Origin of the sequence: Hyalangium ruber, assembly GCF_034259325.1 — a bacterium.
Classification (GTDB): Bacteria; Myxococcota; Myxococcia; order Myxococcales; family Myxococcaceae; genus Hyalangium_A; species Hyalangium_A rubrum.
Map to the genome: position 1 here is coordinate 300,748 of NZ_JAXIVS010000007.1, position 23,045 is coordinate 323,792.

The 23,045-nt window shown below is 68.0% G+C and carries 12 protein-coding genes; 7 read left to right on the forward strand and 5 right to left on the reverse strand.

The window, feature by feature from the left end:
- Window positions 1–43: 43 nt before the first annotated feature.
- The gene (locus SYV04_RS21905) at window positions 44–5,143 is read right to left on the reverse strand and encodes an immunoglobulin-like domain-containing protein (protein WP_321547803.1); all 5,100 of its coding nucleotides are present in this window, start codon (window positions 5,141–5,143) and stop codon (window positions 44–46) included.
- A gap of 308 nt (window positions 5,144–5,451) precedes the next feature.
- Window positions 5,452–7,038 (reverse strand): sigma 54-interacting transcriptional regulator, encoded by a 1,587-nt coding sequence (locus tag SYV04_RS21910; protein WP_321547804.1) that lies wholly within the window; start codon window positions 7,036–7,038, stop codon window positions 5,452–5,454.
- Between the two features lie 224 nt (window positions 7,039–7,262).
- Between SYV04_RS21910 and SYV04_RS21915 the strand changes: the two genes are divergently transcribed.
- The 7 genes from SYV04_RS21915 to SYV04_RS21945 all read left to right on the forward strand — a co-directional run bounded on the left by SYV04_RS21915 (window position 7,263) and on the right by SYV04_RS21945 (window position 17,676).
- Window positions 7,263–7,817: a peroxiredoxin gene (locus SYV04_RS21915; RefSeq protein WP_321547805.1), complete on the forward strand. Its 555-nt coding sequence runs from the start codon at window positions 7,263–7,265 to the stop codon at window positions 7,815–7,817.
- A 6-nt stretch (window positions 7,818–7,823) separates the two neighbouring features.
- On the forward strand, window positions 7,824–8,348 hold the full coding sequence (locus SYV04_RS21920; protein ID WP_321547806.1) for a carboxymuconolactone decarboxylase family protein: 525 nt from the start codon (window positions 7,824–7,826) through the stop codon (window positions 8,346–8,348).
- Window positions 8,349–8,690: 342 nt separating this feature from the next.
- Window positions 8,691–11,144, forward strand: coding sequence for a PAS domain-containing sensor histidine kinase (locus tag SYV04_RS21925; protein WP_321547807.1), 2,454 nt, complete (start codon window positions 8,691–8,693; stop codon window positions 11,142–11,144).
- Window positions 11,145–11,298: 154 nt separating this feature from the next.
- Window positions 11,299–12,108, forward strand: coding sequence for a hypothetical protein (locus tag SYV04_RS21930; RefSeq protein WP_321547808.1), 810 nt, complete (start codon window positions 11,299–11,301; stop codon window positions 12,106–12,108).
- Window positions 12,109–12,248: 140 nt separating this feature from the next.
- Complete coding sequence (locus tag SYV04_RS21935; protein ID WP_321547809.1) at window positions 12,249–14,231, forward strand: glycosyl hydrolase family 18 protein; 1,983 nt, start codon at window positions 12,249–12,251, stop codon at window positions 14,229–14,231.
- Window positions 14,232–14,338: 107 nt separating this feature from the next.
- Complete coding sequence (locus tag SYV04_RS21940; RefSeq protein ID WP_321547810.1) at window positions 14,339–16,033, forward strand: carbohydrate-binding protein; 1,695 nt, start codon at window positions 14,339–14,341, stop codon at window positions 16,031–16,033.
- 98 nt (window positions 16,034–16,131) lie between these two features.
- Window positions 16,132–17,676, forward strand: a complete 1,545-nt coding sequence (locus SYV04_RS21945) for a chitinase (protein ID WP_321547811.1) — start codon at window positions 16,132–16,134, stop codon at window positions 17,674–17,676.
- Between the two features lie 15 nt (window positions 17,677–17,691).
- Here SYV04_RS21945 and SYV04_RS21950 read toward each other — a convergent pair whose 3' ends face one another.
- The 3 genes from SYV04_RS21950 to nagE form a co-directional block, all read right to left on the reverse strand.
- Window positions 17,692–18,222 carry an RNA polymerase sigma factor gene (locus SYV04_RS21950; protein ID WP_321547812.1) on the reverse strand — a complete coding sequence of 177 codons (531 nt, stop codon included), beginning with the start codon at window positions 18,220–18,222 and terminating at the stop codon, window positions 17,692–17,694.
- 169 nt (window positions 18,223–18,391) lie between these two features.
- A complete protein-coding gene (locus SYV04_RS21955) occupies window positions 18,392–21,139 on the reverse strand; it encodes a family 20 glycosylhydrolase (protein ID WP_321547813.1) in 2,748 nt (915 codons plus the stop codon).
- Window positions 21,140–21,282: 143 nt separating this feature from the next.
- On the reverse strand, window positions 21,283–23,022 hold the full coding sequence (gene nagE, locus SYV04_RS21960; protein WP_321547814.1) for an N-acetylglucosamine-specific PTS transporter subunit IIBC: 1,740 nt from the start codon (window positions 23,020–23,022) through the stop codon (window positions 21,283–21,285).
- Window positions 23,023–23,045 lie beyond the last annotated feature (23 nt).

The window sequence follows — 23,045 nt, forward strand, 5'->3', positions numbered from 1 at the left end:
CCGGGAGCCATCTGGCTCCCGGGGGTTATTCCCTCACGGAGGGCTATGGCGTTCCGCGGCTCGCCAGCGTCGGAGACGGAGCGCTCACCGTGTAGCCCGCCCCCGCTCCATCGTCAGCAGGCACCCCGCGTCCGGCGGCGGAGGGAACCGTGATCTGGCACAGGCCCGGGCGCGCGTTGCCCGCGAGGTCCTTCAACTCGAAGCGCACCCCGTACACGCGGCCGTTGCCATTGCTCTGGCGCTCGGCACGCAGGCGGAAGGAGCTCCTGCCGGTGATGACGATGTCCTGCACGGTGCTGCCGTCGCTATCGCCCGAGGCGTCCTCCGGCTCATCGCTGTAGATGGAGAGGATGGTGCCGTTGTTGGCGTTGGACCAGCCATCACACACATCATTGGCGGTGACACAATCGGCCAGCGTGAAGTTGCGCATCGTCTGGTCCGCGGGCGTCACCGACACCTGGCGGTACGTGAGCGTGGGGCCCTGGGTGTCGACCACCTGCACGGTGCGCGTGAGGGTGGGGGCCTTGAGCAGCGTGCTGTCCTGCACGTTGTAGGTGATCGGATAGGAGCCCAGCACCCAGGCGTTCACCCAGCCCGACTTCGTCACGGACTGCGTCAGGTCTCCGTAGCACACGTCGAAGGCGGAGTAGCCCGGATCGACGAACTCGCCGCTGGCGCACTCATGCTGCACGATGGACGAGCCCACCAGGGTAAGGGTCGGCTTGAGGCGATCCACCACCTTCACCGTGCGCAGGGCCATGGTGGTGTTGCCCGACACGTCCCACACCCCGTACTGGATGTTGTACGTACCCACCGCCGAGGTGTTCGCGCCGCTGCCGTAGATGTTGATGGCGCTCGTCATGTCGCCCTGGCACGCGTCATACGCCGTGGCCCCCAGCTCGGTGTACGTGTCCACCTTGCACTCCAGCTCCATGTTGGCCTGGCCGTTGACCGTCACCACGGGGCCCTTGCTGTCTCGCACGGTGACATTGCGCGTGACGCTCTCGGCCGCGTTGCCGGAAGGATCCGTGACGCTGTAGGTGATGGGATAGGTGCCCGGGGCGACGATGTTCTGCGTGCCCGAGACGGTGATGCGGTGGGTGACATCCCCCGCGCACACGTCCGTGGCCGTGGCGCCCACGTCCAGGAAGGCGTCGCGCGAGCACTCCACGGTCGGCGTACCCGAGCCCGCCAGGACGAGCGTCGGCGGACGCGTGTCCACCACCCGCACGTCCCGCACCTTCTCCGTCGTGAAGCCGTGGCCGTCCTCCACGCGGTAGCGCACCGGGTAGGCGCCCGGCACGTTCGCATCCACCTCGCCCGTGATGGCGACGGCCCCCGACAGGTTGCCCGCGCACAGGTCCTGCGCCACCGCGCCCTGCTCGGAGTAGGTGTTCACCCGGCACTCCAGCACCAGGGTCGAGCCACCGTTGAGGTAGAGGTCCGGCGGCAGCGTGTCCCGCACCTGGACGTCTCGCACCGCCGTGGCCGTGTTGGCGCCATCCGTCGCGGTGTAGGTGACCGGGTAGCTCCCCGGGGTGGCCGAGTTGATGTACCCGTGCTGGATGTTGATGGAGCCGGAGACGTTGCCGGCGCACGCATCCACCGCCGTGGCGCCCGGCTCGGAGTACCAGTCCCGCATGCACTCGAGCTGCATCGGGTTGGCGCCCGTGAGGGCGAGCGTCGGCCCCTCGCTGTCACTGACCTGCACCGTGCGCGTCACCGACGGCGCGACGTGGCCCGCCGTGTCCGTGGCGTTGTAGGTGAGCACGTAGTTGCCCGCGTGCTGGATGTCCACCGTGCCCGAGATGGTGACACGGTTGCTCATGTCTCCCAGGCACAGGTCGTGGGCGGTCGCGCCCTGCTCGATGAAGGGCGTGCCGCAGGCGAGGCTCAGGGTCGCCGGACCGTTGAGGGCCAGCGTCGGCCCCTGCGTGTCCTGCACTGTCACCGTGCGCTGCACCGGCGCCGAGGTGTTGCCGGCCGAGTCCACCGCCCGGTAGCTCAGCGTCTGAGGCCCCAGCTGAGCCGTGTCGACCGAGCCGGTGATCGTCACCTGAACACCCTGGGTGCCCATGCAGGCATCGCTCGCGGTGGCGCCCTGCTCGGTGTAGCTCGTGCCACACTCCACCGTGCTGCTGGCGGCACCGTTGAGCGCGACGGCCGGCGCCTGCGTGTCCCGCACCGTCACCGTGCGCAGCAGCGCCGGGGCGGCGTTGCCGGACGGATCAGCCACCGTATAGCGCAGCTCGTAGGCGCCGGGCTGGGCCGGGTTGACGCTGCCCGTGGTCACCACCACGGCGGCCAGATCGCCCGCGCAAGCATCGATCGCTCGGGCGCCCTGGGGCACGTAGGCCTCGCCGCACTCCAGCACCTCGTTGGCCAGGCCGTTGAGCGCCAGGGTCGGCGCCAGGGTGTCGCGCAACGTCACCGTGCGCTCCAGCGCCGGCGCGAGGTTGCCGGAGGGGTCCGTCACCGCATAGCTCAGCGTGTACGTCCCCAGCTGACCGGAATCGACCGCGCCGGTGATGACCAGCGAGCCGATCTCCGCCCCCGAGCAGGAGTCATCCGTGCTCACCCCAGGATCGATGAAGGAAGCGCCGCACTCCAGCACCTCGCTGGCCGAGCCGTTGAGCGTCACCGAGGGTGCCAGGGTATCCACCACCGCCACGTTCCGCGTCACCACCGAGGCGCTGTTGCCCGCGCCATCCGCCACGCTGTAGCGCCGGGTATAGGTGCCCGGCACCTGCGTATCGACCGTGCCCGTGGCCACCACCTCGTCGCTCACGTCCCCCTGGCACGCGTCGTTCGCGCTGTAACCAGGCTCCGTGTAACCCGTGCCGCACTCGAGCAACTGACTGGACGAACCCTGGAGCGTGATGACGGGCGCCCGCGTATCCACCACGTTCAACGGCGCCGAGCACTGGGCCACATTCCCCGAGGTATCCGTCGCCGACCAGGCCAGCGTCGCCGTGCCCAGCGGGTACCAGGCCGCCGTGGGAGCGGCCACCGCCACCGCCGAGCACCCATCCGTCGCGCTCGCCGAGCCCACTCCGCTGCTGAAGGCGCCGCCGTTGGCGCACTCGATGGTGGTCTCCGCCGGGCAGGTGATGGAGGGGGGCAGCGTGTCCACCACGCGCACGCTGCTGGTGCAGGTCTCCGAGTTCCCCGCCGCGTCCGTCGCCGTGTACGTGACGGCCGTGCTGCCCAGCGGGTAGGAGCCCGTCTCAGGCCCGCTCACGCTGACCGCGGAGCACTGATCCGTCGCCTGCGCCTCGCCCGACGCCACGGTGGCCGACTCATTGCCCGTACACTCGGCAATCACTGGAGACGCGCAGGTGATGGCCGGCGGCGAGCAGTCGCGCACCCGGATGTTCGCCGTGCAGCTGGCGCTCGAGTTCGCGTCGGACGCCGTCAGGACCACGTCCCGAGCGCCGATGCCATAGGGCCCCGCGGGAGACTGGGTGAGGGTGAGGGGATCGCCGTCCGGGTCATACGAGCCGTTGTCCACGCTGATCTGCGCGGCACAGCTGTTCTGCGTGGCGCAGACGTCGCGCGACTGGCAGAGGGCCATCGGCCCGCTGTTCTGCCGGGAGATCGTCAGATCGCTCAGCACCGGGTCCCCGCCGAAGTTCGCCGAGCGCAGGACCACCTTGATCTCGAGGAAGCGACCATCGACCCCCGTAAAGGCCTGGCCGTTCACCAGCGGGGGGTAGGTGAAGAGGCGCGAGGACAGGGCCTCGCGCGTGTCCGCGGCCCGCGCGTACACCTGGATGCTGGAGCCCGGGGGCGTGGCGCCCTGCGGCTCGCTGTTCCAGGAGACCGTTCCCCAGTGCGCCTGGGCCTGCCCGCTGTCATGCACCACGCTCCAGATGCCCTGGCGCAGCGTGAAGTGGTGGTGCTGGAAGCCCGTCATGTCCGAGGACGTGAGGGGCAGACCTCCTCCCGCGGGATGGGTCTGGGTCGAGCCCGTGGTGGTGGGGTTGATGACCGACAGCGAGTCGCTGCTGGAGTTGACGACCCAGATCCGGTTGTCCGGAGCCACCGCCACGCCCTCGGGCCGCGTGCCCACCACCCAGGAGTTCAGGAAGGAGCCGCTGGAGCTCACGCGCAGCACGCGCCCGGAGGACCAGCACGCCGCCCAGATGTCACCCGCGGCGTCCACGGCGACTCCGTGGGTGCGTCCCACGCAGCCCCCTCCCCCGCCCACCACCTGGGCCGTACGCGCCACGAAGTCCGCGCGCACCACACCGGAGACGGAGTCGGAGTCCGCGCCCAGCCACACCATGCCATTGCGGTCCACGGTGATGCCGAAGGTGGCCACCGGCGCCGACAGCGTGTCCACCACGTGGCTGCCCGAGCTCGCGTTCGGGTTGATCTTCCGGATGGACCGCGTCGAGATCCCATCCGAGGTGTAGAGGTAGCCGCCCGGTCCAACCGCCAACCCCAGGATGCCGGTCGTCACTCCAGTCTCGGCCCGCAGATCGATGACCTTCAGAGCCGCACCGGTATCCCCAGACAGCTTGTAGAGCTTCGAGGAGCCGTAGCCGGCAACCCAGACGTTCTGCTCGGCGTCCACCACCAGGGAGCGGCCCGGGTCATCGACCCCCGCGTAGTTCTTCGTCCACTGGATGCAGTCATCTGACTGGCCGGCGAACTCGGCCGCGTTGCTCGTGCTGATGATGCCATCGCCGTTGGCGTCGACCGAGGTGGTGATGACGCCATCGCCGTTGCGGTCAATACACCGGGCCAGCGAGCCCGTGTACTTGGTGATGGCGGCGAAGGTGCCGGAACAGTTGCCCCGGTTGACGACGAAGACATCGCCGTTGGCGTCCACCGCCGTATGCACCGGGAAGTTGCAGGCATCGCGCGGCGGCCGCACCGAGGGCGTCGAGCCATCCCAGTTCTGCGTCAGCACCGAGTCATAGCGCGCCACCTGCTTGCCGGTGCGCGTATCCACCTTGGTGACGGTTCCCAGGTTGGAGTTGGCCACCCACAGGAATGGAGGCAGTCGCGCTCCCGTTGCGATGCGCAGCTGATCCGACTGCGGCGCACCCGCTCGGGCACCATCGAAGGTGCCCAACGCGAAGTCCGCGTCCGTGGTGAAGGTCCGCCCTAAATCGGAAGCGGATTCCTGCGCCATGCTCGATGGTGTCCAGAGGAGGATGCCCAATGCGACGGATGCCGCAGATGCGAGAGTTCTCATACAGCGTGCCCTCAGGGGTGAGACCGCGGTGACTTTCCCCCCGTGGAACGGGCGCAGGCATCTGGCGCTCCGTCACACGAGGAGCGTCACGAATTGTACCGACGCGATCCTCACCTGTGCAGTGGGGCAATCACGCTCCGCTGTGCGGATAACGGAGCGGCGCTCGCACTGAATCGTCAGCGCGACAGCATTTTTCCGGCAGCAGGCGCTACTTAAAGGGTAGGGCCTTCATCACCCACCCCGGGTCAGGTCGGACCTTCGATGATGAAGAGCTCCTGGCGGGCGATCCCCAGCTTCTTCATCCGGCTCTGCAGCGTGGAGGGCTTGAGCCCCAACAACTGCGCGGCGCCTCCCGGGCCGTAGATGCGACCCTTGGTGAGCGCGAGCACTCGCAGGATGTGCTCGCGCTGCACCGCCGCGAGCGTAGGCACCTTGCCCGGCTTGTCCTCCGCGAGCTTCTCGGCGGGTGCCTCGGGCGCCCGCACGTGCGTGGGCAGATCGAGCGCCTGCGGCCCCAGCTCCGGCCCCCGCGAGAGGATGGTGGCGCGCTCCAGGACGTTCGCCAGTTCCCGCAGATTGCCCGGCCAGTCATAGGCCCCCAGCCGCGCCAGCGCCTCCGGCAGCACCCGCATGCCTCGCCGCCCCGTGCGCCGCGCCTGCTCATCCAGAAGGAAGGCGCACAGCTGAGGCAGGTCCTCGAGCCGCTCACGCAAGGGCGGCAGTCGCAGCGGGAAGACGCTCAGCCGATAGTAGAGGTCCTCCCGGAAGCGACGCTGGGCGATGGCCTGCTGCAGGTCCACGTGCGTGGCGGCGAGGATGCGCACGTCGGCGCGCACCGTGCGGTCACTGCCCACCGGCTCGAAGGTCTTCTCCTGCAACGCGCGCAAGAGCTTGGCCTGCAGCTCCACCGGCAGCTCTCCCACCTCGTCCAGGAGCAGCGTGCCCCCGTGCGCCATCTGGAAGCGCCCTGCCCTGTCCTTCGTCGCGCCGGTGAAGGCCCCCTTCACGTGGCCGAACAGCTCGCTCTCCAGGAGCCCCGCCGGAATGGCCGCGCAGTTGATGGTGACGAAGGGGTGGTCGGCGCGCGAGCTCCAGCGGTGGATCGCCCGCGCCAGCCGCTCCTTGCCCGTGCCCGTCTCGCCCAGCAGCAGCACCGGCGTGTCCGTCTCCGCCACCTGCCGCGCCCGCCGAGCGAGGTCCCTCATGGCGGGGCTCAGGCTCGTCTCCAGCACCCCTTCCGAGTCTCCGCCCAGCTGCGACTCCAGGAGCTTGGCGTGCTCGTGGTCCTGCCGGTGCAGCCGCTCGAAGTCGCTCCGCTGCTCGGCGTTCTGCAGCGCCGTGGCCAGCAGCTGCCCGTACACCTCCACCAGATCCACCACCGTCTGGGGATACGTCTCGCACTCGGAGCGGTCCAGCGTCAGCACGCCATAGCAGCGCTCGCCCGAGCACAGCGGCACCACCATGCACGAGTGCCCCGGCGGAAGGTCCAACACCCCGTCGAAGGGATCGCCCTCGCCGCTGTGGTCCTCCTCCGTGAAGGCGCGCGCCCGCCGCGTCTCCAGGGCCTGACGCACCATGGGGAACGCCGCCAGGTCCAACACGTGGCCACGCACCCGGGCATTGGCCAAGGGCCCGCGCGCCGCCACGGCCACCAGCCGAGCCTCCCGCAACAAAAACAGCGTTGCCAAATCAAACCGGGCGATGCGGGTCAGCCAGTCCAGCCCCCGGCGCAGCAGCTCCGACACGGTCTCTTCCGTGTTCGCCAGCTCGACCAGATCCTTGGCCTCGCGGGCCAATTGCGGCGCGCCCAGCGGGGTATTCTCGTCTCCCATGCCTCACGAATACTCAGTGGCCACCGAAATTGCAGTGGCAAAAGGCACCGAAATTTCGTTATTCACCTACCCGGCGGCGCCGTTCCAGAGGGTTGAATTTCCAACCCCTTGAAAAGACTGAAACCCTTTTTCTGGCACGGCATCTGCTCTGGTGGTAGCTCGAAAGGCCATTTCCGGCCTGTCCCGAAGGGGGCAGGCCACCAACCCCCCATAAGGAGTCAAGCATGCTGACTGTCGGCGACAAGCTTCCCAACTTCACCGTGAAGGCCACCGTGAGCCTGGAGAAGGGCAAGGAGTTCACGACCATCCACCAGGACAGCTACAAGGGTAAGTGGCTGGTGCTGTTTGCGTGGCCGAAGGACTTCACCTTCATCTGCCCGACCGAGATCGCGGAGTTCGGCAAGAAGAACAAGGACTTCCTGGACCGCGACGCGCAGATCCTCGGCATCAGCACGGACAACGAGTTCGTGCATCACGCCTGGCGCACGCACCACCCGGACCTGAAGAACCTGCCCTTCCCCATGCTGGCGGACATCAAGCACGAGCTGTGCTCCGCGCTGGGCATCCTCCACAAGGAGGAGGGCGTGGCGCTGCGCGCCACCTTCATCGTCGACCCGCAGGGCATCATCCGTCACGTGACGGTGAACGACCTGTCGGTGGGCCGCAACGTGAGCGAGACGCTGCGTACGCTGGACGCGTTCCAGACGGACGAGCTGTGCCCCTGCAACTGGCAGAAGGGTGAGGAGACGCTCACCAAGAAGCTGGCGAAGGCGGGGTAGTCAGCCATGGCCTCGCTCGAAGTCGTCCGCAGCGAGCTCGCGGACGCCCACAAGGACACCCGCCTCAACCTCCAGGCGGTGCTGGAGGGTGGAAGCCTCACCCCCGAGCAGCGCTGGGGGATTGCCGTGGCCTGTGCCTTCGCCTCTCGGAACGACCGGCTGAAGGAGACCATGCTCAATGAGGCGAAGAAGGCCCTGGCCACTCCCGAGCCCGTCATCGAGGACGCGCGCGCCGCGGCCTCGCTGATGGCGATGAACAACGTGTACTACCGCTTCCGGCACATGATCGGGAAGGAGTCCTACTCGACCAAGCGCCCGGGGCTGCGGATGAACCGGCTGGCACAGGTGGCGACGAACAAGGTGGACTTCGAGCTGGTCTGCCTCGCGGTCAGCGCCATCAACGGCTGCGAGATGTGCGTGCGCTCTCACGAGAAGGTCGTCCTCGAGGGCGGCCTGACCGAGGACCACGTCCACGACGCGGTGCGCATCGCCTCCGTCATCCACGCGGCGGCGGTGGGCCTCGAGTCGTAAGCCTTCCTGAGGCAATGCAGTCCTGAGCGCCCTCCGGTGGAGACACCGGGGGGCGCTCTGCTTTTCACGCAGAGAACGTCCGTGTCTCGATTGCCGCCTCGCTCCACGAGCGGCTGGCCGATGGTAGAGCGTCCGCCCCTCGACGGTCCGCCGTACGGAGGGGGCTGGGTTGGCGCGCTGCCGTGGAGACCCCATCGTTGGCGATGAAGGCTCTTCCACTCCAGGCCTTTCCTCGAACGGGAGACCCGCCAACAGAGAGGGCGTCTGGCTGCTGTCCGGGAGAGGCCCGGGCAGCAGCTCCGCGCCTCACGGCACCTGCCCATGAAGCAGCCGCCCGAAAGCATGGAGTCCCTGGCCACGGCTTCGGGCTGTGAAGGTCACCCCCCGCTCCTGGAGTCCATCGTCGCCAGCATGGGGGAAGGGGTCGTGGCGGCCGATGCGCATGGGCGAATCATCCTCGTCAACCCGGCGGCGGAGCAGATCCTGGGCAGGGGCCTGACAGAGCAGCCCCTCGCCCGCTGGGCGGAGCACTACGGCCTCTATCAGGCGGATGGGGTCACCCTCTTCCCGGCCGACCAACTGCCGCTGGCCCGGGCCATCCGAGGCGAGGATGTGGAGCGCACGGAGCTCCTCTTGCGCCACCCCTCGAAGCCCTCTGGGGCCTGGCTGCTGGTGAATGCCCGTCCGATCCGAGACAAGCGCGGCGCTCTTCAGGGCGGAGTCGCCGTCTTCAACGACGTCACCGAGCTCAAGCAGGCGGAAGAGGCGCGACGCAAGGAAGAGGAGAAGTACCGGTCGCTCTACAACAGCACCCCGGTGATGATGCACTCCATCGATCAATCGGGGCGCATCCTCAGCGTGAGCGATTGCTGGCTGGAGTCGCTCGGCTATGAGCGCTCCGAGGTGATCGGCCACAAGTCCGTGGAGTTCCTGACGCCGGAGTCCAGCAAGTACGCCCGCGAGGTCGTCCTGCCTCGGTTCTTCCAGACGGGAGAGTGCAGGGATGTCCCCTACCAGTGGGTGAAGAAGTCAGGCGAGCGGCTCGATGTGCTGCTGTCGGCCATCGCGGAGCGGGACGCCCACGGGCAGGTGGTGCGCTCGCTCGCGGTGCTCATCGACGTGACCCAGCGGAAGCGCGCGGAGGAGGCCCTGCGCGAGAGCGACCAGCGGATGCGGGCCATCCTGGACAACACGACCGCCGTCATCTTCCTGGTCGATGCGCAGGGGCGCTACATCTTCGTGAACCGCCAGTGGGAGTTGCTCTTCCACCACACCCGGAGCGAGGTCACTGGGAAGACCCCGTATGACATCTTCGAGCGGGAGATCGCCGACGCCTTCCAGCAGGGCAATATGGCCGTCTTCCAGACTCGCACCCCCGTGCAGCAGGAGCTGCTCGTTCCGCATGACGACGGGATTCACACCTACCTCGCGCAGAAGTTCCCGCTCATCGACTCCTCGGGAGAGCTGTATGCGGTATGCGGCATCTCCACCGACATCACCGAGCGCAAGCGGAGGGAGGTGGCGCAGCGCTTCCTGGCCGACGCGAGCCGAGAGCTGGGGACCTCGCTCGACTATGAGACCACGCTCCAGCGCGTCGCCGAGCTGGCGGTCCCCACGCTGGCGGACCTGTGTGTCGTCTTCGTGATGGGGGCGGAGGAGACGCTGCGCCCGGTGGCGGTGGCGGACCGCTCGCCTACCCGAGCCCGGTGCGTACGTGAGTTCCTCGAGCGCTACCCACCGGCCCCGGACGCGTCCCTGGGCCCTATCCGCGTCATGGCCACGAGAAGACCGGAGGCCTCCCAGGAGGCTTCGGGGCTGCTGGGCCACGCGGCCCTGGAGGAGGAGCAGTGGCGGGCCGTGAAGGCGCTCCAGGACAAGCCTTCGATCAGTGTGCCGCTCGAGGCGCGAGGTCGCGGCCTGGGCGTGCTGTCCTTGATCTTCGCGCGGCCGCGCCAGCGGTATGTCCCCCTGGAGCTGGAGCTGTTCGAGGAGCTGGGCCGCCGAGCGGCCTTCGCGATCGACAATGCTCAGCTCTACCGTGAAGCCCAGCAGTCCATTCGCGCCCGGGACGAGTTCCTGTCGATCGCCTCCCATGAGCTGAAGACGCCGCTGACGTCCATGAAGCTGCGCGCCCAGCAGCTGGAGCTCTCCCTGGCACGACAGCACGACGACTCGCTGTTGACCGAGAAGGTATCGGGGATGCTCGAGCTCTTCCACGGACAGATGCGGCGATTGACGCAGCTCGTGGAGCACCTGCTCGACGTCTCCAGCATCGACCAGCGGCAGATCGCCCTGCGCCTGGAGCCGATCGATCTGGCGGGCGTGGCGGGCATGGTCGTGAACAACCTCAAGGAGCAACTCGCGAAGACTGGCTGCGTGCTCCAGTTGGAAGCTGAGGGGCCCGTGATTGGGGAGTGGGACAGGCTCCGCCTGGAGCAGATGCTGATCAACCTGCTGACGAACGCGATGAAGTATGGAGCCGATGGTCCCATCCGCGTGAGCGTGGGGCTCCACGAGGGCAAAGCGTGGCTGCGGGTCGAGGACCACGGAGTGGGCATTCCCCGCGAAGCCCAGGCGAGGATCTTCCGGCGCTTCGAGCGCGCCTCCTCCCGCAACTATGGAGGGCTCGGGCTCGGGCTCTTCATCACCCGGCAGATCGTCGAGGCACACGGCGGAAGGATCTGGGTGGAGAGCGAACCGGGGATGGGGGCGACGTTCGTCGTCGAGCTGCCCCGGCGGGGCTGCGAGGCGCCACCGCCGAACGCCCCTGAAGCCAGGAGCCCCGCCACCCGGTGACGCCAGAGTCCCGGGCTGTGCATCCGGGTGCGCAGCCTTTTGGGGTTGGCGCATCGCGGCAGTCTCTTCTTTCGCGGACTTACGGAGAGGCACGGCCGTTGCTCTTCCGAGGACTGCCCGCTGTGAACCGCGGGCCTACCTTGGAGCCTCGCCCATGCGCCGTACACTGACCCTGACCCTCCTCACCACGCTGGCCACCGCCTGCGGAGACAGCGCCCCCACCCAGGAGGAGATCGACGAGGCCCGAAGCCATGTCGAGGTCGCGCTCACCGCGGCGACCCAGGCCCGCTCGGCGCTCGAGCTGCTCGGCCTCCTCCCCGTGTACACGTGCGGTGAGCCGCGCCGCAGCTTCGTGGCGCAGGCGGCCGACGGGTTCGACGCGCAGGTGGGGTGCATCCGCGCCGGCACCGAGTCCCTGGACGCGACGACGGACGCGGTGGTGCTCTCCTTCGGAGAGACAGGCTGCGAGGTGCGCAAGCACACCGTCTCCGGACAGACCGCTTTCAAGTACTCGGGGGGCGAGGACCGGATGGAGGTGAAGGCGGACCTGCGCCAGTTGGTGGTGGACGGGCACGCGCTGCAGGCCGAGGTGGGCTACGGCACCTGTGGGGATGAGTCGCGCTACTTCGCGCTGGCGCAGGGCGCGGTGCCTACCCAGCCCGACTACACCTATAAGGTGGATGGACAGGTGGGTCAGCGCGACGGGCTGCCCCTCATCGGCGGCACCTCGCTGGTGCTCAATGGCCCCGGAGAGCTCACCGGCCCGTCGGGCACCCACCGGCTCACCCTCACCGAGCTGATGTATGAGCTGGGGGAGTACGCGCCCAAGGAAGGCGAGGCCCTGCTGGAGACGGCGGAGGGCCGCACGGTGAAGGCCACCTTCCGCCCGGCCCTGTGGCGCCTGGGCAAGATGGAGCTGGTCATCGACGAGCGCGAGCCGGTGACGGTTCCCATCCTCCGCTGAGCCAGAGTTGACGCAGAGCGCCACGCTCCCCGCGAAATTCGGGCATTTCGATCAATAAACCCGAAATACCCAGCTCCCTCCTCTTTCTCGGTGGAGGGATTTTTACGGCTTCTCCCTCCTCTGACATTGGGAGAACATTCATGAAGCGCACCCGTTTCACTCTCGAGCGAGCCTTCCTTGGTGGCGCTCTTCTCTTGTCCCTGTCGGCCTGCTCGGGCCCCCCGGAGGAGCTGTCCGCGGAGGAGGCGCAGCTCGAGCAGGGCCTGGCCTCCGCGTGGGCGCCCAACACCGCCTATGCCGTGGGCTCGCAGGTGACGTACGGCGGCGGCACCTATCAATGTATCCAGGCGCACACCTCGCTGGTGGGTTGGGAGCCGCCCAACGTCCCCGCGCTCTGGCAGGCCGGCTCCAGCCCCACCGACACGCAGGCGCCCACGGTCCCCTCCAACCTCTCCGCCCCGTCGAAGTCGACCACCTCCGTCTCGCTGAGCTGGAACGCGTCCACCGATAACGTCGGCGTCACCGGCTACGACGTCTACCGCGGCACCACGCTGGCCGGCAGCACGGGTGGCACCTCCTTCACCGTCAATGGCCTGACCGCGTCCACCCCCTATTCGTTCTCCGTCAAGGCCAAGGACGCGGCCGGCAACGTCTCGGCCTCCTCCAGCACGCTCTCGGTCACCACCAACGCCTCGGGCGGCACCTGCGCGACGGCGCCCAGCGTTCCGTCGGGCCTGTCCTCTCCATCGAAGTCCTCGACCTCGGTCAATCTGGCCTGGACCGCGGCCGCGGCCGGCACCAACTGCACCATCGCCGGCTATGACATCTACTCCGGCACCACCCGCGTAGCGCAGACGAGCGGCACCGGCACCAGCTTCAGCGTCGGCGGCCTGAACCCGAACACGAGCTACACGTTCTCCATCGCGGCGCGCAACGAGTTCGGCGCCTCCGCCCGCGGCGCGAGCCTGAGCGTCACCACCAGCCCGAACACTGGCGGCGGCAACCCCATCATCCTGGGCTACTTCGCGCAGTGGGGCGTCTACGGCCGCAACTACCACGTGAAGAACATCGTGACGAGCGGCTCGGCCAGCAAGCTGACCCACATCAACTACGCCTTCGGCAACGTGACCAACGGCCGCTGCGTGCTGGGCGACACCTACGCCGACTATGACCGGGCCTACAGCGCCGCGGAGAGCGTGGACGGCGTGGCGGACACCTGGGACACGGGCGCGCTGCGCGGCAGCTTCAACCAGCTGCGCAAGCTCAAGCAGCTCTACCCGAACATCAAGGTGCTCTTCTCCTTCGGTGGCTGGACCTGGTCCGGCGGCTTCACCCAGGCGGCGGCCGACCCGGCGACCTTCGCCGAGTCGTGCTACCAGCTCCTCGAGGACCCGCGCTGGGCGGACGTGTTCGACGGCATCGACATCGACTGGGAGTACCCGAACGCCTGCGGCCTCAACTGTGACGCCAGCGGTCCGGACGCGTACGTGCGGCTGATGCAGGCGCTGCGCTCGCGCTTCGGCTCCAACTACCTGGTGACGGCGGCGGTGCCGGCGGGCGCCGCGCACATCAACGCGGCCAACTACGGCGCGGCGGCCCAGTACATCAACTGGTACAACGTGATGAGCTACGACTTCTTCGGCGCCTTCGCCGCCGCGGGTCCCACGGCTCCGCACTCCGCGCTGTACGCCTGGCCGGGCATGCCCACGAGCAATGGCCAGGACAAGCACTACACGGACGCCGCCATCCAGCTGTTCAAGAACAAGGGCGTGCCGGCGAACAAGCTGCTCATCGGCATCGGCTTCTACGGCCGTGGCTGGAACGGCGTGTCCAACACCAACGGCGGCCTGAACCAGCCGGCATCGGGCGCCGCGCCCGGGACGTATGAGGCGGGCATCGAGGACTACAAGGTGCTCGTCAACCGCTGCCCCGCCACGGGCACCGTGGGCGGCACGGCGATGGCCTACTGCGGCGGCCAGTGGTGGAGCTACGACACACCCTCCACGATCGCCGGGAAGATGACCTACAAGAAGAACCAGGGCCTCGGCGGCGCGTTCTTCTGGGAGCTGTCGGGCGACACCGCCAATGGCGAGCTGATCAACGCCCTGTACACCAACCGCTAGCAGGACCGATTCACCCGCTGTTCCGCCGCCCGGTGAGGCTCTGTTCCTCATCGGGCGGTGTGCGCTCGTGGCGTGCCTTCCCTCGGCTTTTCAAGGAACCCCTCCAGATGAAGACCTGTCCTTCCTTTCGTTCGCTCGCCGCGCGCCGCTCGGTGCTCGGATGCTTCACCGGGATGTTGCTCGGGGCGCTCGTGCCCGGCTGTGGTCCCGCGACCTCCGAAGAGCTGAGCCCGACCGCCCACCAGGAGGCTGCGCTCGCCGCCCCCGCCTGGGCCCCCAACATCGCCTATGTGGTGGGCGATCTCGTTACCTACAACGGGAAGACGTATCGCTGCCGCCAGAGCCACACCAGCCTCTCCACCTGGACCCCCGAGGCCGTCCCCGCGCTCTGGGAGCTGAGCGGTGACACGGAGCCGCCTCCCCCCACGGACACGATTCCCCCGACGGTGAACGTCTCCGCCAACCAGACCGCGTTCACGGCCGCGGGCACGCTGACCCTGACCGCCAGCGCCACGGACAACGTGGGAGTAACGCGGGTCGAGATCCTCGAGAATGGGACGCTCGTCGGCTCGGCCACCACGTTCAGCCGGAGCTTCAGCTCCTCCACGCAGAACGGGACGTACGCCTACACCGTCAAGGCGTACGACGCGCGGAACAACGTGGGCACGCAGTCAGTCCAGGTGACCGTCAACATCGGCGGCCAGCCCCCTCCTCCGCCTCCTCCCGGCAGCAGGATGTACATCGGCTATGCCAGCAGCTGGAACACGAGCATCAATGACCTCACGCCGGCGAACATCCCCAGCTACTACACGCACCTGAACCTCGCCTTCGTGCGGCCGAACACGACGTACCAGAAGGGCTCGTACGCGTTCGATCAAGAGGTGTCGGGCTTCGAGTTCTTCGAGGGCGCCACCACGAACAACGGCCAGAAGCGGTTCACCGCCGCGCAGGCGCAGACGCTGCGCAACAACATCCAGGCGCTGCGCGCCCGGGGCACGCAGGTGTGGCTCTCGGTCGGTGGCTGGAGCTACAGCCAGGGCACCCAGTGGGCCAGCTTCAACGCCGCCCGCGTCGTGGACCTGGCGCAGGACCTGGGCGCCAACGGCATCGACATCGACTGGGAGTCGAGCGGCAGCAACTGCAACAAGCTGCCCGCCTCGCAGTTCAGCTGCACCAAGGATGGAGAGATCGCCAACATCATCACCAGCCTCCACGGCACCATTCAGGCCCGGGGCCTGTCGCTGGGCATCTCCATCGCCGGTTGGTCCACGGGCGCCTACTACGTGCAGGGCACGCCCTTCGAAGAGGGCAAGGTCCAGTGGGGCTCACCCTTCGGCGGCACGATGTACAACGTCGTGAAGAACCACGGGAGCAAGCTCCACCACATCAACCTCATGTCCTACGACGGCGGCGACTACTACGACCCGCGCGAGGGCTATGAGTCGTACCGCGCCATCTACAACGGCCCGATCGCGATGGGACTCGAGATCGCTCCGGAGGGCGCGGGCGGCGCGGTGCTGAAGCTCAACGCGGAGCCGGGCACCGTGTACGACGCGGAGATGCTCACCGGTCAGAACAACATGGCGACGAAGTATTACAACGTCGAGACGCTGGCCACGTACATGAAGAACAAGGGCCGCGCGACCGACGGCATGATGGTCTGGCAGATCTGGAAGGAGCGCGTCCACGCCCCTGCCCCGACTGGCGCGGCCTCGGTGAACTCCGCGGGCCAGAAGGTGTGCCAGATCCTGGGCATCACCAGCCAGTGCAACCAGAGCATCCCCACCCTCCCGAAGTACTGAGGCCGCTGCAAAACCCGAAATAATCGGGCGTGGCTCTCCATAGAGGAACTCCGCGCCCGCCTCCTGGCGGGCGCACCCTCGCAACAAGGAGAGCGTGCATGTCCCTTCGTCGTTGGAAGGCCTTGGCCCTCGCGGGCCTCTTCTTCTTCCTGGCAGCCCCCCAAGTCCACGCGCAGACGGTGAGCTGCACCGGCATCCCCGCCTGGAACGCGCAGACGATCTACAACCCGGGCGACAAGGTGGTGTACCAGAGCAAGCTGTACGAGGCCCTGGTCGCCATCTGGACGGCGGACCCTGTCTGGGGCACCGCCAGCGGCTGGTACCGGCTGCTGGGCACCTGCGGCACGGGCGGTGGCGGCGCTCCCACCGTCAGCCTCACCAGCCCTGGCAATGGCGCCACCTTCCAGGCTCCCGCGGACATCTCCCTGTCCGCCAATGCCTCGGACACCGGCGGCAGCATCACCAAGGTGGACTTCTTCGCCAACGGCAGCTTCGTGGGCACCGACAGCTCCAGCCCCTACCAGATTGCCTGGACGGGAGTGGCGGCCGGCGCCTACGCGCTGACCGCCGTGGCCACGGACAACTCGGGACTGTCCACCACCTCGTCAGCCATCAACATCACCGTCAACGGCGGCACGGGTGGCGGGGGCAACCTGCCCAAGCGACTGCTCGTGGGCTACTGGCACAACTTCGTCAACGGCGCCGGCTTCATGAAGCTGCGGGACGTCTCCAATGACTGGGACGTCATCAACGTCTCGTTCGCCGAGCCGGTGGCGGGCTCCACCTCGCGCATGGCGTTCGTGCCCGACTCGAACACCTCCGCCCAGGAGCTCAAGTCCGACATCCAGCTCCTGAAGAACCGAGGCAAGAAGGTGCTGATCTCCATCGGCGGCGCCAATGGCCACGTCCAGATGCGCACCGAGACGGAGCGTCAGGAGTTCGTCAGCACGATGAAGCAGATCATCAGCGAGTACGGCTTCCACGGCATGGACATCGACTTCGAGGGCAGCTCGATCTCGCTCAACAGCGGGGATGCGGACTTCAAGAACCCCACCACGCCGCTGGTCAAGCACCTCATCTCCGCCATCCGGGAGATCCGCAACCACTTCGGCCCCACCTTCATCCTCTCCATGGCGCCCGAGGTCTACTACGTCCAGGTGGGCTATCAGGTCTACGGCCCGACCGCGGGCGCGTACCTGCCCGTCATCTACGGCGTGCGGGACATCCTCACCTATATCCACCCGCAGCACTACAACACCGGCTCGGTGCTGGGGCTGGACAACGTGGCGTACAACGCCGGCACGGCGGACTTCCACGTGGCCATGGCGGAGATGCTGCTGCGCGGGTTCCCCGTCGGCGGCAACGCCAACAACGTCTTCCCCGCGCTGCGCCCGGATCAGGTGGCCATCGGGCTGCCCGCGACACCGCAGGCGGCCGGCAGCGGCTTCACCTCGGCGGCGGACGTGCAGAAGGCCGTGGGCTATCTCACCAAGGGCACGTCCTTTGGCGGCAGGTACCAGCTGCGCAATCCCGCGGGCTACTCCGACTTCCGCGGGGTGATGACCTGGTCCGTCAACTGGGACAAGTACGGCGGCTTCTCCTTCTCCCTGCCGCACCGCCAGTACCTGAACACGCTGCCGTGAGGTACGGCGGCGCGCTCAGAGCATGAACCGAGCCTCTCGGCCCACCTCTCGGGACAGGATCTCCCGGAGGTGGGCCCTTCCCATGCGCAGCCGGCTGCGGACGGTCTCGAAGGGGACCTCGAGGGCCTCTGCCATCTCCGGCACGCTCATGCCCATCACATGATGGAGCAGCAGGGCGCGCCGCTGCTCGTCCGAGAGCTGCTCCAGCAGCTTCTCCAGCTGGCGGCGGAAGAGACAGTCTTCCGGGGAGGCACCCTCCGCCGGCTCCTCCGCCAGTTCCTCCGTCGTCTCGGCGTCCACCTGACAACGCTCGGCACGGGCCCGCTTCAATGCGGCGAACATCACCCGCACCACCACGCGCTCCGCCCAGGACATGAACGCGCCCTCCCCGCGATAGGTGGGCAGCCCTCGAAGGATCGCCACCAGCGCCTCCTGGGTGATGTCATCCACCTCGGACTCACCCTGGACCGAATAGCGGACCAGCGTGCGCACCCTCGGCAGGAGCTCCGCCAGCAGCGACTCGGTCGCGTCGCGCTGTCCTTCCATGGCGGCACGAATGCGCGGCTCTTCGGTGGGAACGGGCATCGAACGACAGGGGGCGTTGGCTCGGATCATCATGGGCAATGAGAGGGATGGAGGGAGGGGCAAACCCCGGGAGCGGCGCTTCACCGCTCCCGAGGCACTTCGCTCACGACGGCGGGAACACCGGCTCAGGTCAGTTCAGCTCGACGAGCCGGCTGCTGCGCCCATCGCTCGCGCGGGCCCGGAGCAGGACCTTGCCCGCGACGCCCACGGGCGCGGCATACGCCGCCCAGGTCTTTCCACCGTCGATCGAGTACTCGATGCCCAGGCCGGGGAAGCGCACGTTGGCGTGCAGCTTTCCGTCCAGCACCTTCGCGCCCGGCAGCGGGATGCGGTAGTTCACCCCCACGCTGTCCGGCAGCTCGTTGCGCAGGTCCACGGGGCGGTAGGCCCCCAGCCTCGGCAGGACGGAGTGCCCCAGGCTGGTGGTGAACCGCGCCCAGAGCGCGGGCATCTCGCCCACCGGCGGCAACTCCGGGTTCCAGGCACGCTCGGCCACTCCCAACACCTTCGGGAAGGCGAGGTACTCGAGGATCTCCGGCGACTTCACGTTCTCGCCCCAGAGCAGCCCGTGCATGCCGAGGATGTTCCGCTTGCCCTCGGCCGTGAGGCGCTCCTTGCCGTCCCAGGCGGACGGGGCCAGCGCATTGCCCATGCGGTCCTGGGTCGCGTTGGCGAAGATGTCGAACGGCCGGTACTCGAAGGTCTTCTTCTCGTCGACGAAGTTGGCCCAGTAATAGCCCGGCTCGTCCGGATCCTTGTTGTAGGCGAGATCCATGTAGAGGTTTGTCGCGTGCGACAGAACCACCCGGTAGCCCTGGTTCGCGTACTTGTAGGCGTCGTCCTCCCGACCCCAACCCCAGACATTGCTCCACGGCATGGGGATGAACCCGTCGAGCTGCAGGCCGTTGTGGATGATGTCGTCCCAGCCCGTCATCTCCGCGCCCGTCGCGGTGATGATCTGGCTCCACCGGGTGAAGAAGCGGTTGAAGAGCTGGGCGTCGTTCATGTCCTTCGTCGCGGGGGCCGCCTTGCACAGCGGAGAGCCCTGCCACCACACGTTCGAGGACAGGCTGGGGAGCTCGTCACCGCCGCCATGGATGGCCACGAGCCGGGCGCCCGGCACCGCGTCGTAGCGGGCCTTCAGCTCGGTCACCACCTTGCCGAGGAAGGCGTACGTGCTCTCCAGGCAGGGGTTCATGAAGTTGTCCGTGTAGCCCTGCACGCTCACGTGCGCGGACGTGTCGTCCGGATCCACCAGGCGGTACTCGGAGGCCTTCGCGGCATCCGTGTCCTTGAGCTTGCGGTAGCGGTACTCCATGGCCTTCACGGCCGCCCGCGCGTGGCCCGGCACGTCGATCTCCGGAATCACGTCGATGTGCCGCTCCGTCGCGTAGGCGAGGATCTCCTCGAAGTCCTGGGTCGTGTAGTAGCCGTTGCCCTTCCCAACGAAGTTGAGCGTGGCCGTCTCGAAGCCCTGGTAGGACGGCATGACGTCCGCGTTGGCCTTGGCGGGAGAGATGGGCTTGCGCGCGATGCGGTCGCCCTCCCCCAGGTCGTTGCTGGAGCCCATGCCCGCGTGGAGCATCTCGGCCTCGGACAGGTCGAACCCGCGCCGCGCGCCGTAGCTCGTGAGCTCCGGGATGCCGGGGGTCTCGATGCGCCAGCCCTCGTCATCCGTCAGGTGGAAGTGGAACTTGTTGATCTTCAGGTGCGCCAGCACGTCGAGCAGCTTCTTGACCGTCTCCTTGGACTGGAAGTGACGCGCCACATCCAGCGCCATGCCGCGATAGACGAAGCCAGGAGCGTCGGCGATGGACACCTCGGGCAGGGCGAGCGCCGCGGGGCGAGCGCTGGGGTTCACCGCGGCCTGGTAGGCCTCCACGGGCACGAGCTGGCGCAGGGTCTGGATGCCGTAGAACACGCCCGCCGCGTCCGCGCCCCGGATCGTCACCTTGCCGTTCTTCGCCTCGAGGACATAGCCCTCCGCGTCACGCTGCCCGTTGCCGTCGATGTCGAGCGCCGCGTCGACACTCAGCTCGATGGTCCCCGAGGCCGCGCCCGCCTGCGTCACGATGGGCGCGGAGAGCACATCCGCCAGCGCCGCCTTCAGGTAGGCCGCCTCCCCTTGCAGCTCCGCCGGGTGGCTGATGGCCACCTGGGTCTGGAGCGTCACCGTGCCCGCGCCCGCCTCCACCCGGCGCGGGACCGGGAGCAGCCGCGCCTGGAGGTCCAGCGCCACGGGGGCCGGGTTCTCGTCGAAGCGCAGCCCAGGGGTCTGCACGGGCGCCACGTCCCCCTCGAAGCGCGTGGTCTGCTTCGGGTCGGACGCCTCGAGCTTGACCGTCGCCGGCACCGCATAGGCGATGTCGTCCTTGAACAGCCCGCCTTCGAACACGATGTGGAAGCCGGCGGGCGCATCCGCCTTCAGGATCGCCCAGTCCTGGGCCAGCACGGAGAAGGTGCGCTTCTGCCCGGGTGCGAGCGGCGTGAAGTTCGGCAGGGGCTCGAGGACCAGGTAGTCACCGCTGCCCGCCTTGTCCGCCTTGGAGATCTTGATGCCCTGCGCGGCGAGCGCCTGGATCCCGGTCGCGTCGCCCTCGTCCTCGTTCAGGATGCGCCGCACGAAGCTGAAGTAGAGCTTCCAGCCGCTGCTCCCCAGCTCGCCGGGGCCCTGGTTGTCGAGCACGAACTCGGAGCGGAAGAACTTCCAGCTCCCCACCGAGTTATCCACCGGCTGCCATTGGACGGAGAGCTTCACAGGAAGCTCGAGGGGCTGCTCCTCGCCTGGCGGCTCCGGTGGCTTCGCGAGCTGATCGTCGGAGCATCCCGAAGCCAGGACCGCGGCAACCGAGAGCGACAGGAATACGCGCTTCTTCATTCTCGACCCTCCCAACGTGGGACCACAGATGGCTGCTGCGACACGCGAAGGCAGGGCTCCGCCCGCTACCGCGCGCGTCGAAAGCGCTTTCATAAAAGGGCGGGAGAAAAGCCCCTTCTCCCGGAGCTGCTGTTCGAACGGAGCTAGGCCATGAGGGAGCGGAGCGAGTCCGCGACCCGCTCGGCGGTCGGGCCGATGATGACCTGCACGGAGCCCTTGGCGGGTCGCACCACGCCACGGGTGCCGAGCCCCTTCAGCGCGGCTTCGTCCACACGCTGATCATCGGCCACGCTGAGGCGCAGGCGCGAGACGCAAGTGCCCACCTCTCGCACGTTGGAGGGCCCACCGAGGGCCTTGAGCATGGCGCGCGCCAGCACGAGCTCCTCGGAGGCAGGCGACGTGGGTGCGCTGCGCAGGGACTCCTGGACCTCGCTGGCGATCTGATCAGCGAGCGGACCGATGATGACCTGCACGCTGCCCGGTGCCGGACGGAGCACTCCGCGTGCGCCGAGCGCCTTGAGTGCCTGCTCGTCCACGCGGGCATTGTCCGCCACCGAGAGGCGCAGCCGGGTGGTGCAGGCATCGACGACCTGAAGATTCGAGGCCCCGCCCAGCGCCTTCAGATAGGCCGCGCCCCGCGCCAGGGCGGGGATGGGAGCGGGAGCGCCCTCCCCCGAAGTGGCCGCGTCAGAGGCGGGAGCGGTGGAGGCCTCGTCCTCGCGACCGAGCGTCTTCAGGTTGAACTTGGAGATGAAGAAGCGGAACAGCCCATAGTAGACGACGGAGTAGACCGCGCCGATGGGCAGCAACAGGATGGGGTTGGTCGACTTGCCGTAGTTCAGCACGTAGTCGAAGAGCCCCGCCGAGAAGCCGAAGCCGAGCTTCACGTTCAGCACGTCCATGATGACGAGCGACAGGCCGGTCAGCACCGCGTGCAGCACGTAGAGCAGCGGCGCGAGGAACATGAAGGCGAACTCGACGGGCTCGGTGACGCCGGTGAGCGCGGACGTCAGCGCCATGGACAGCAGCAACCCACCGACCTTCTTGCGGTTGTGCTTGGGGGCGGCCTGGTACATGGCGAGGCAGGCCGCCGGCAGGCCGAACATCATCACCGGGAAGTAGCCCGCCATCATGGCGCCCGCCGTCGGGTCTCCCGCGAAGAAGCGCTTCAAGTCCCCCGTCACGCCGTTGAAGTCGCCCAGGATGAACCAGGCGATGTTGTTGATGATGTGGTGCAGGCCCGTGACGATCAGCAGGCGGTTGAGCACGCCGTACACGAACAGGCCCAGCCTTCCGGCGCCGACCACGGAGCGGCTGAGGGTGTCAAGGGCCGCCTCGACGACCGGCCAGCCGAACCCGAACATCAGCGCGAGGCCCAGGCAGGCAAAGCCAGTGATGATCGGAATAAAGCGGCGGCCTCCGAAGAAAGCCAGGTACTCCGGCAGCTTGATGTCCTTGTATCGGTTGTACAGCACGCCCGCGAGCAGACCGGACAGGATGCCTGCCGGCATGCTGATCTTCGCCGTGAGGCGTGTCTTGAAGGCGGAGACCGCCAGGTCCCTGGCGGGGCCCACGAGATCCTTGAGGACCTCGGGCGGCACGTTGACGAGCGCCTCGGTGCCCTTGATGGTGATGAGGAAGCCGATGGCCCCCGCCAGCCCCGCCGCGCCGTGATTCTCCCGCGCGAAGCCCACCGCCACGCCCACCGCGAACAGCAGGCCGAGGTTGGAGAAGATGGCGTCACCCGCGGCCGCCACGAAGGCGATGCCCAGCAGGTCCGGCTGCCCGAGCCGGAGCAGCAGGCCGGCGACGGGCAAGACGGCGATGGGCAGCATCAGCGCGCGCCCGAGTTGCTGCAATCCTGCGAACCTGGTGCTCACCATGTCCGTGTGTCTCCGTTGAAGGG

Coding starts and splice junctions, on each gene's coding strand:
- SYV04_RS21915 (WP_321547805.1), top strand. CDS start 7,263: ATGCTGACTGTCGGCGACAAGCTTCCCAACTTCACCGTGAAGGCCACC.
- SYV04_RS21950 (WP_321547812.1), bottom strand. CDS start 18,222: ATGGAAGGACAGCGCGACGCGACCGAGTCGCTGCTGGCGGAGCTCCTG.
- SYV04_RS21930 (WP_321547808.1), top strand. CDS start 11,299: ATGCGCCGTACACTGACCCTGACCCTCCTCACCACGCTGGCCACCGCC.
- SYV04_RS21925 (WP_321547807.1), top strand. CDS start 8,691: ATGGAGTCCCTGGCCACGGCTTCGGGCTGTGAAGGTCACCCCCCGCTC.
- SYV04_RS21910 (WP_321547804.1), bottom strand. CDS start 7,038: ATGGGAGACGAGAATACCCCGCTGGGCGCGCCGCAATTGGCCCGCGAG.
- SYV04_RS21955 (WP_321547813.1), bottom strand. CDS start 21,139: ATGAAGAAGCGCGTATTCCTGTCGCTCTCGGTTGCCGCGGTCCTGGCT.
- SYV04_RS21945 (WP_321547811.1), top strand. CDS start 16,132: ATGTCCCTTCGTCGTTGGAAGGCCTTGGCCCTCGCGGGCCTCTTCTTC.
- nagE (WP_321547814.1), bottom strand. CDS start 23,022: ATGGTGAGCACCAGGTTCGCAGGATTGCAGCAACTCGGGCGCGCGCTG.
- SYV04_RS21935 (WP_321547809.1), top strand. CDS start 12,249: ATGAAGCGCACCCGTTTCACTCTCGAGCGAGCCTTCCTTGGTGGCGCT.
- SYV04_RS21905 (WP_321547803.1), bottom strand. CDS start 5,143: ATGGCGCAGGAATCCGCTTCCGATTTAGGGCGGACCTTCACCACGGAC.
- SYV04_RS21920 (WP_321547806.1), top strand. CDS start 7,824: ATGGCCTCGCTCGAAGTCGTCCGCAGCGAGCTCGCGGACGCCCACAAG.
- SYV04_RS21940 (WP_321547810.1), top strand. CDS start 14,339: ATGAAGACCTGTCCTTCCTTTCGTTCGCTCGCCGCGCGCCGCTCGGTG.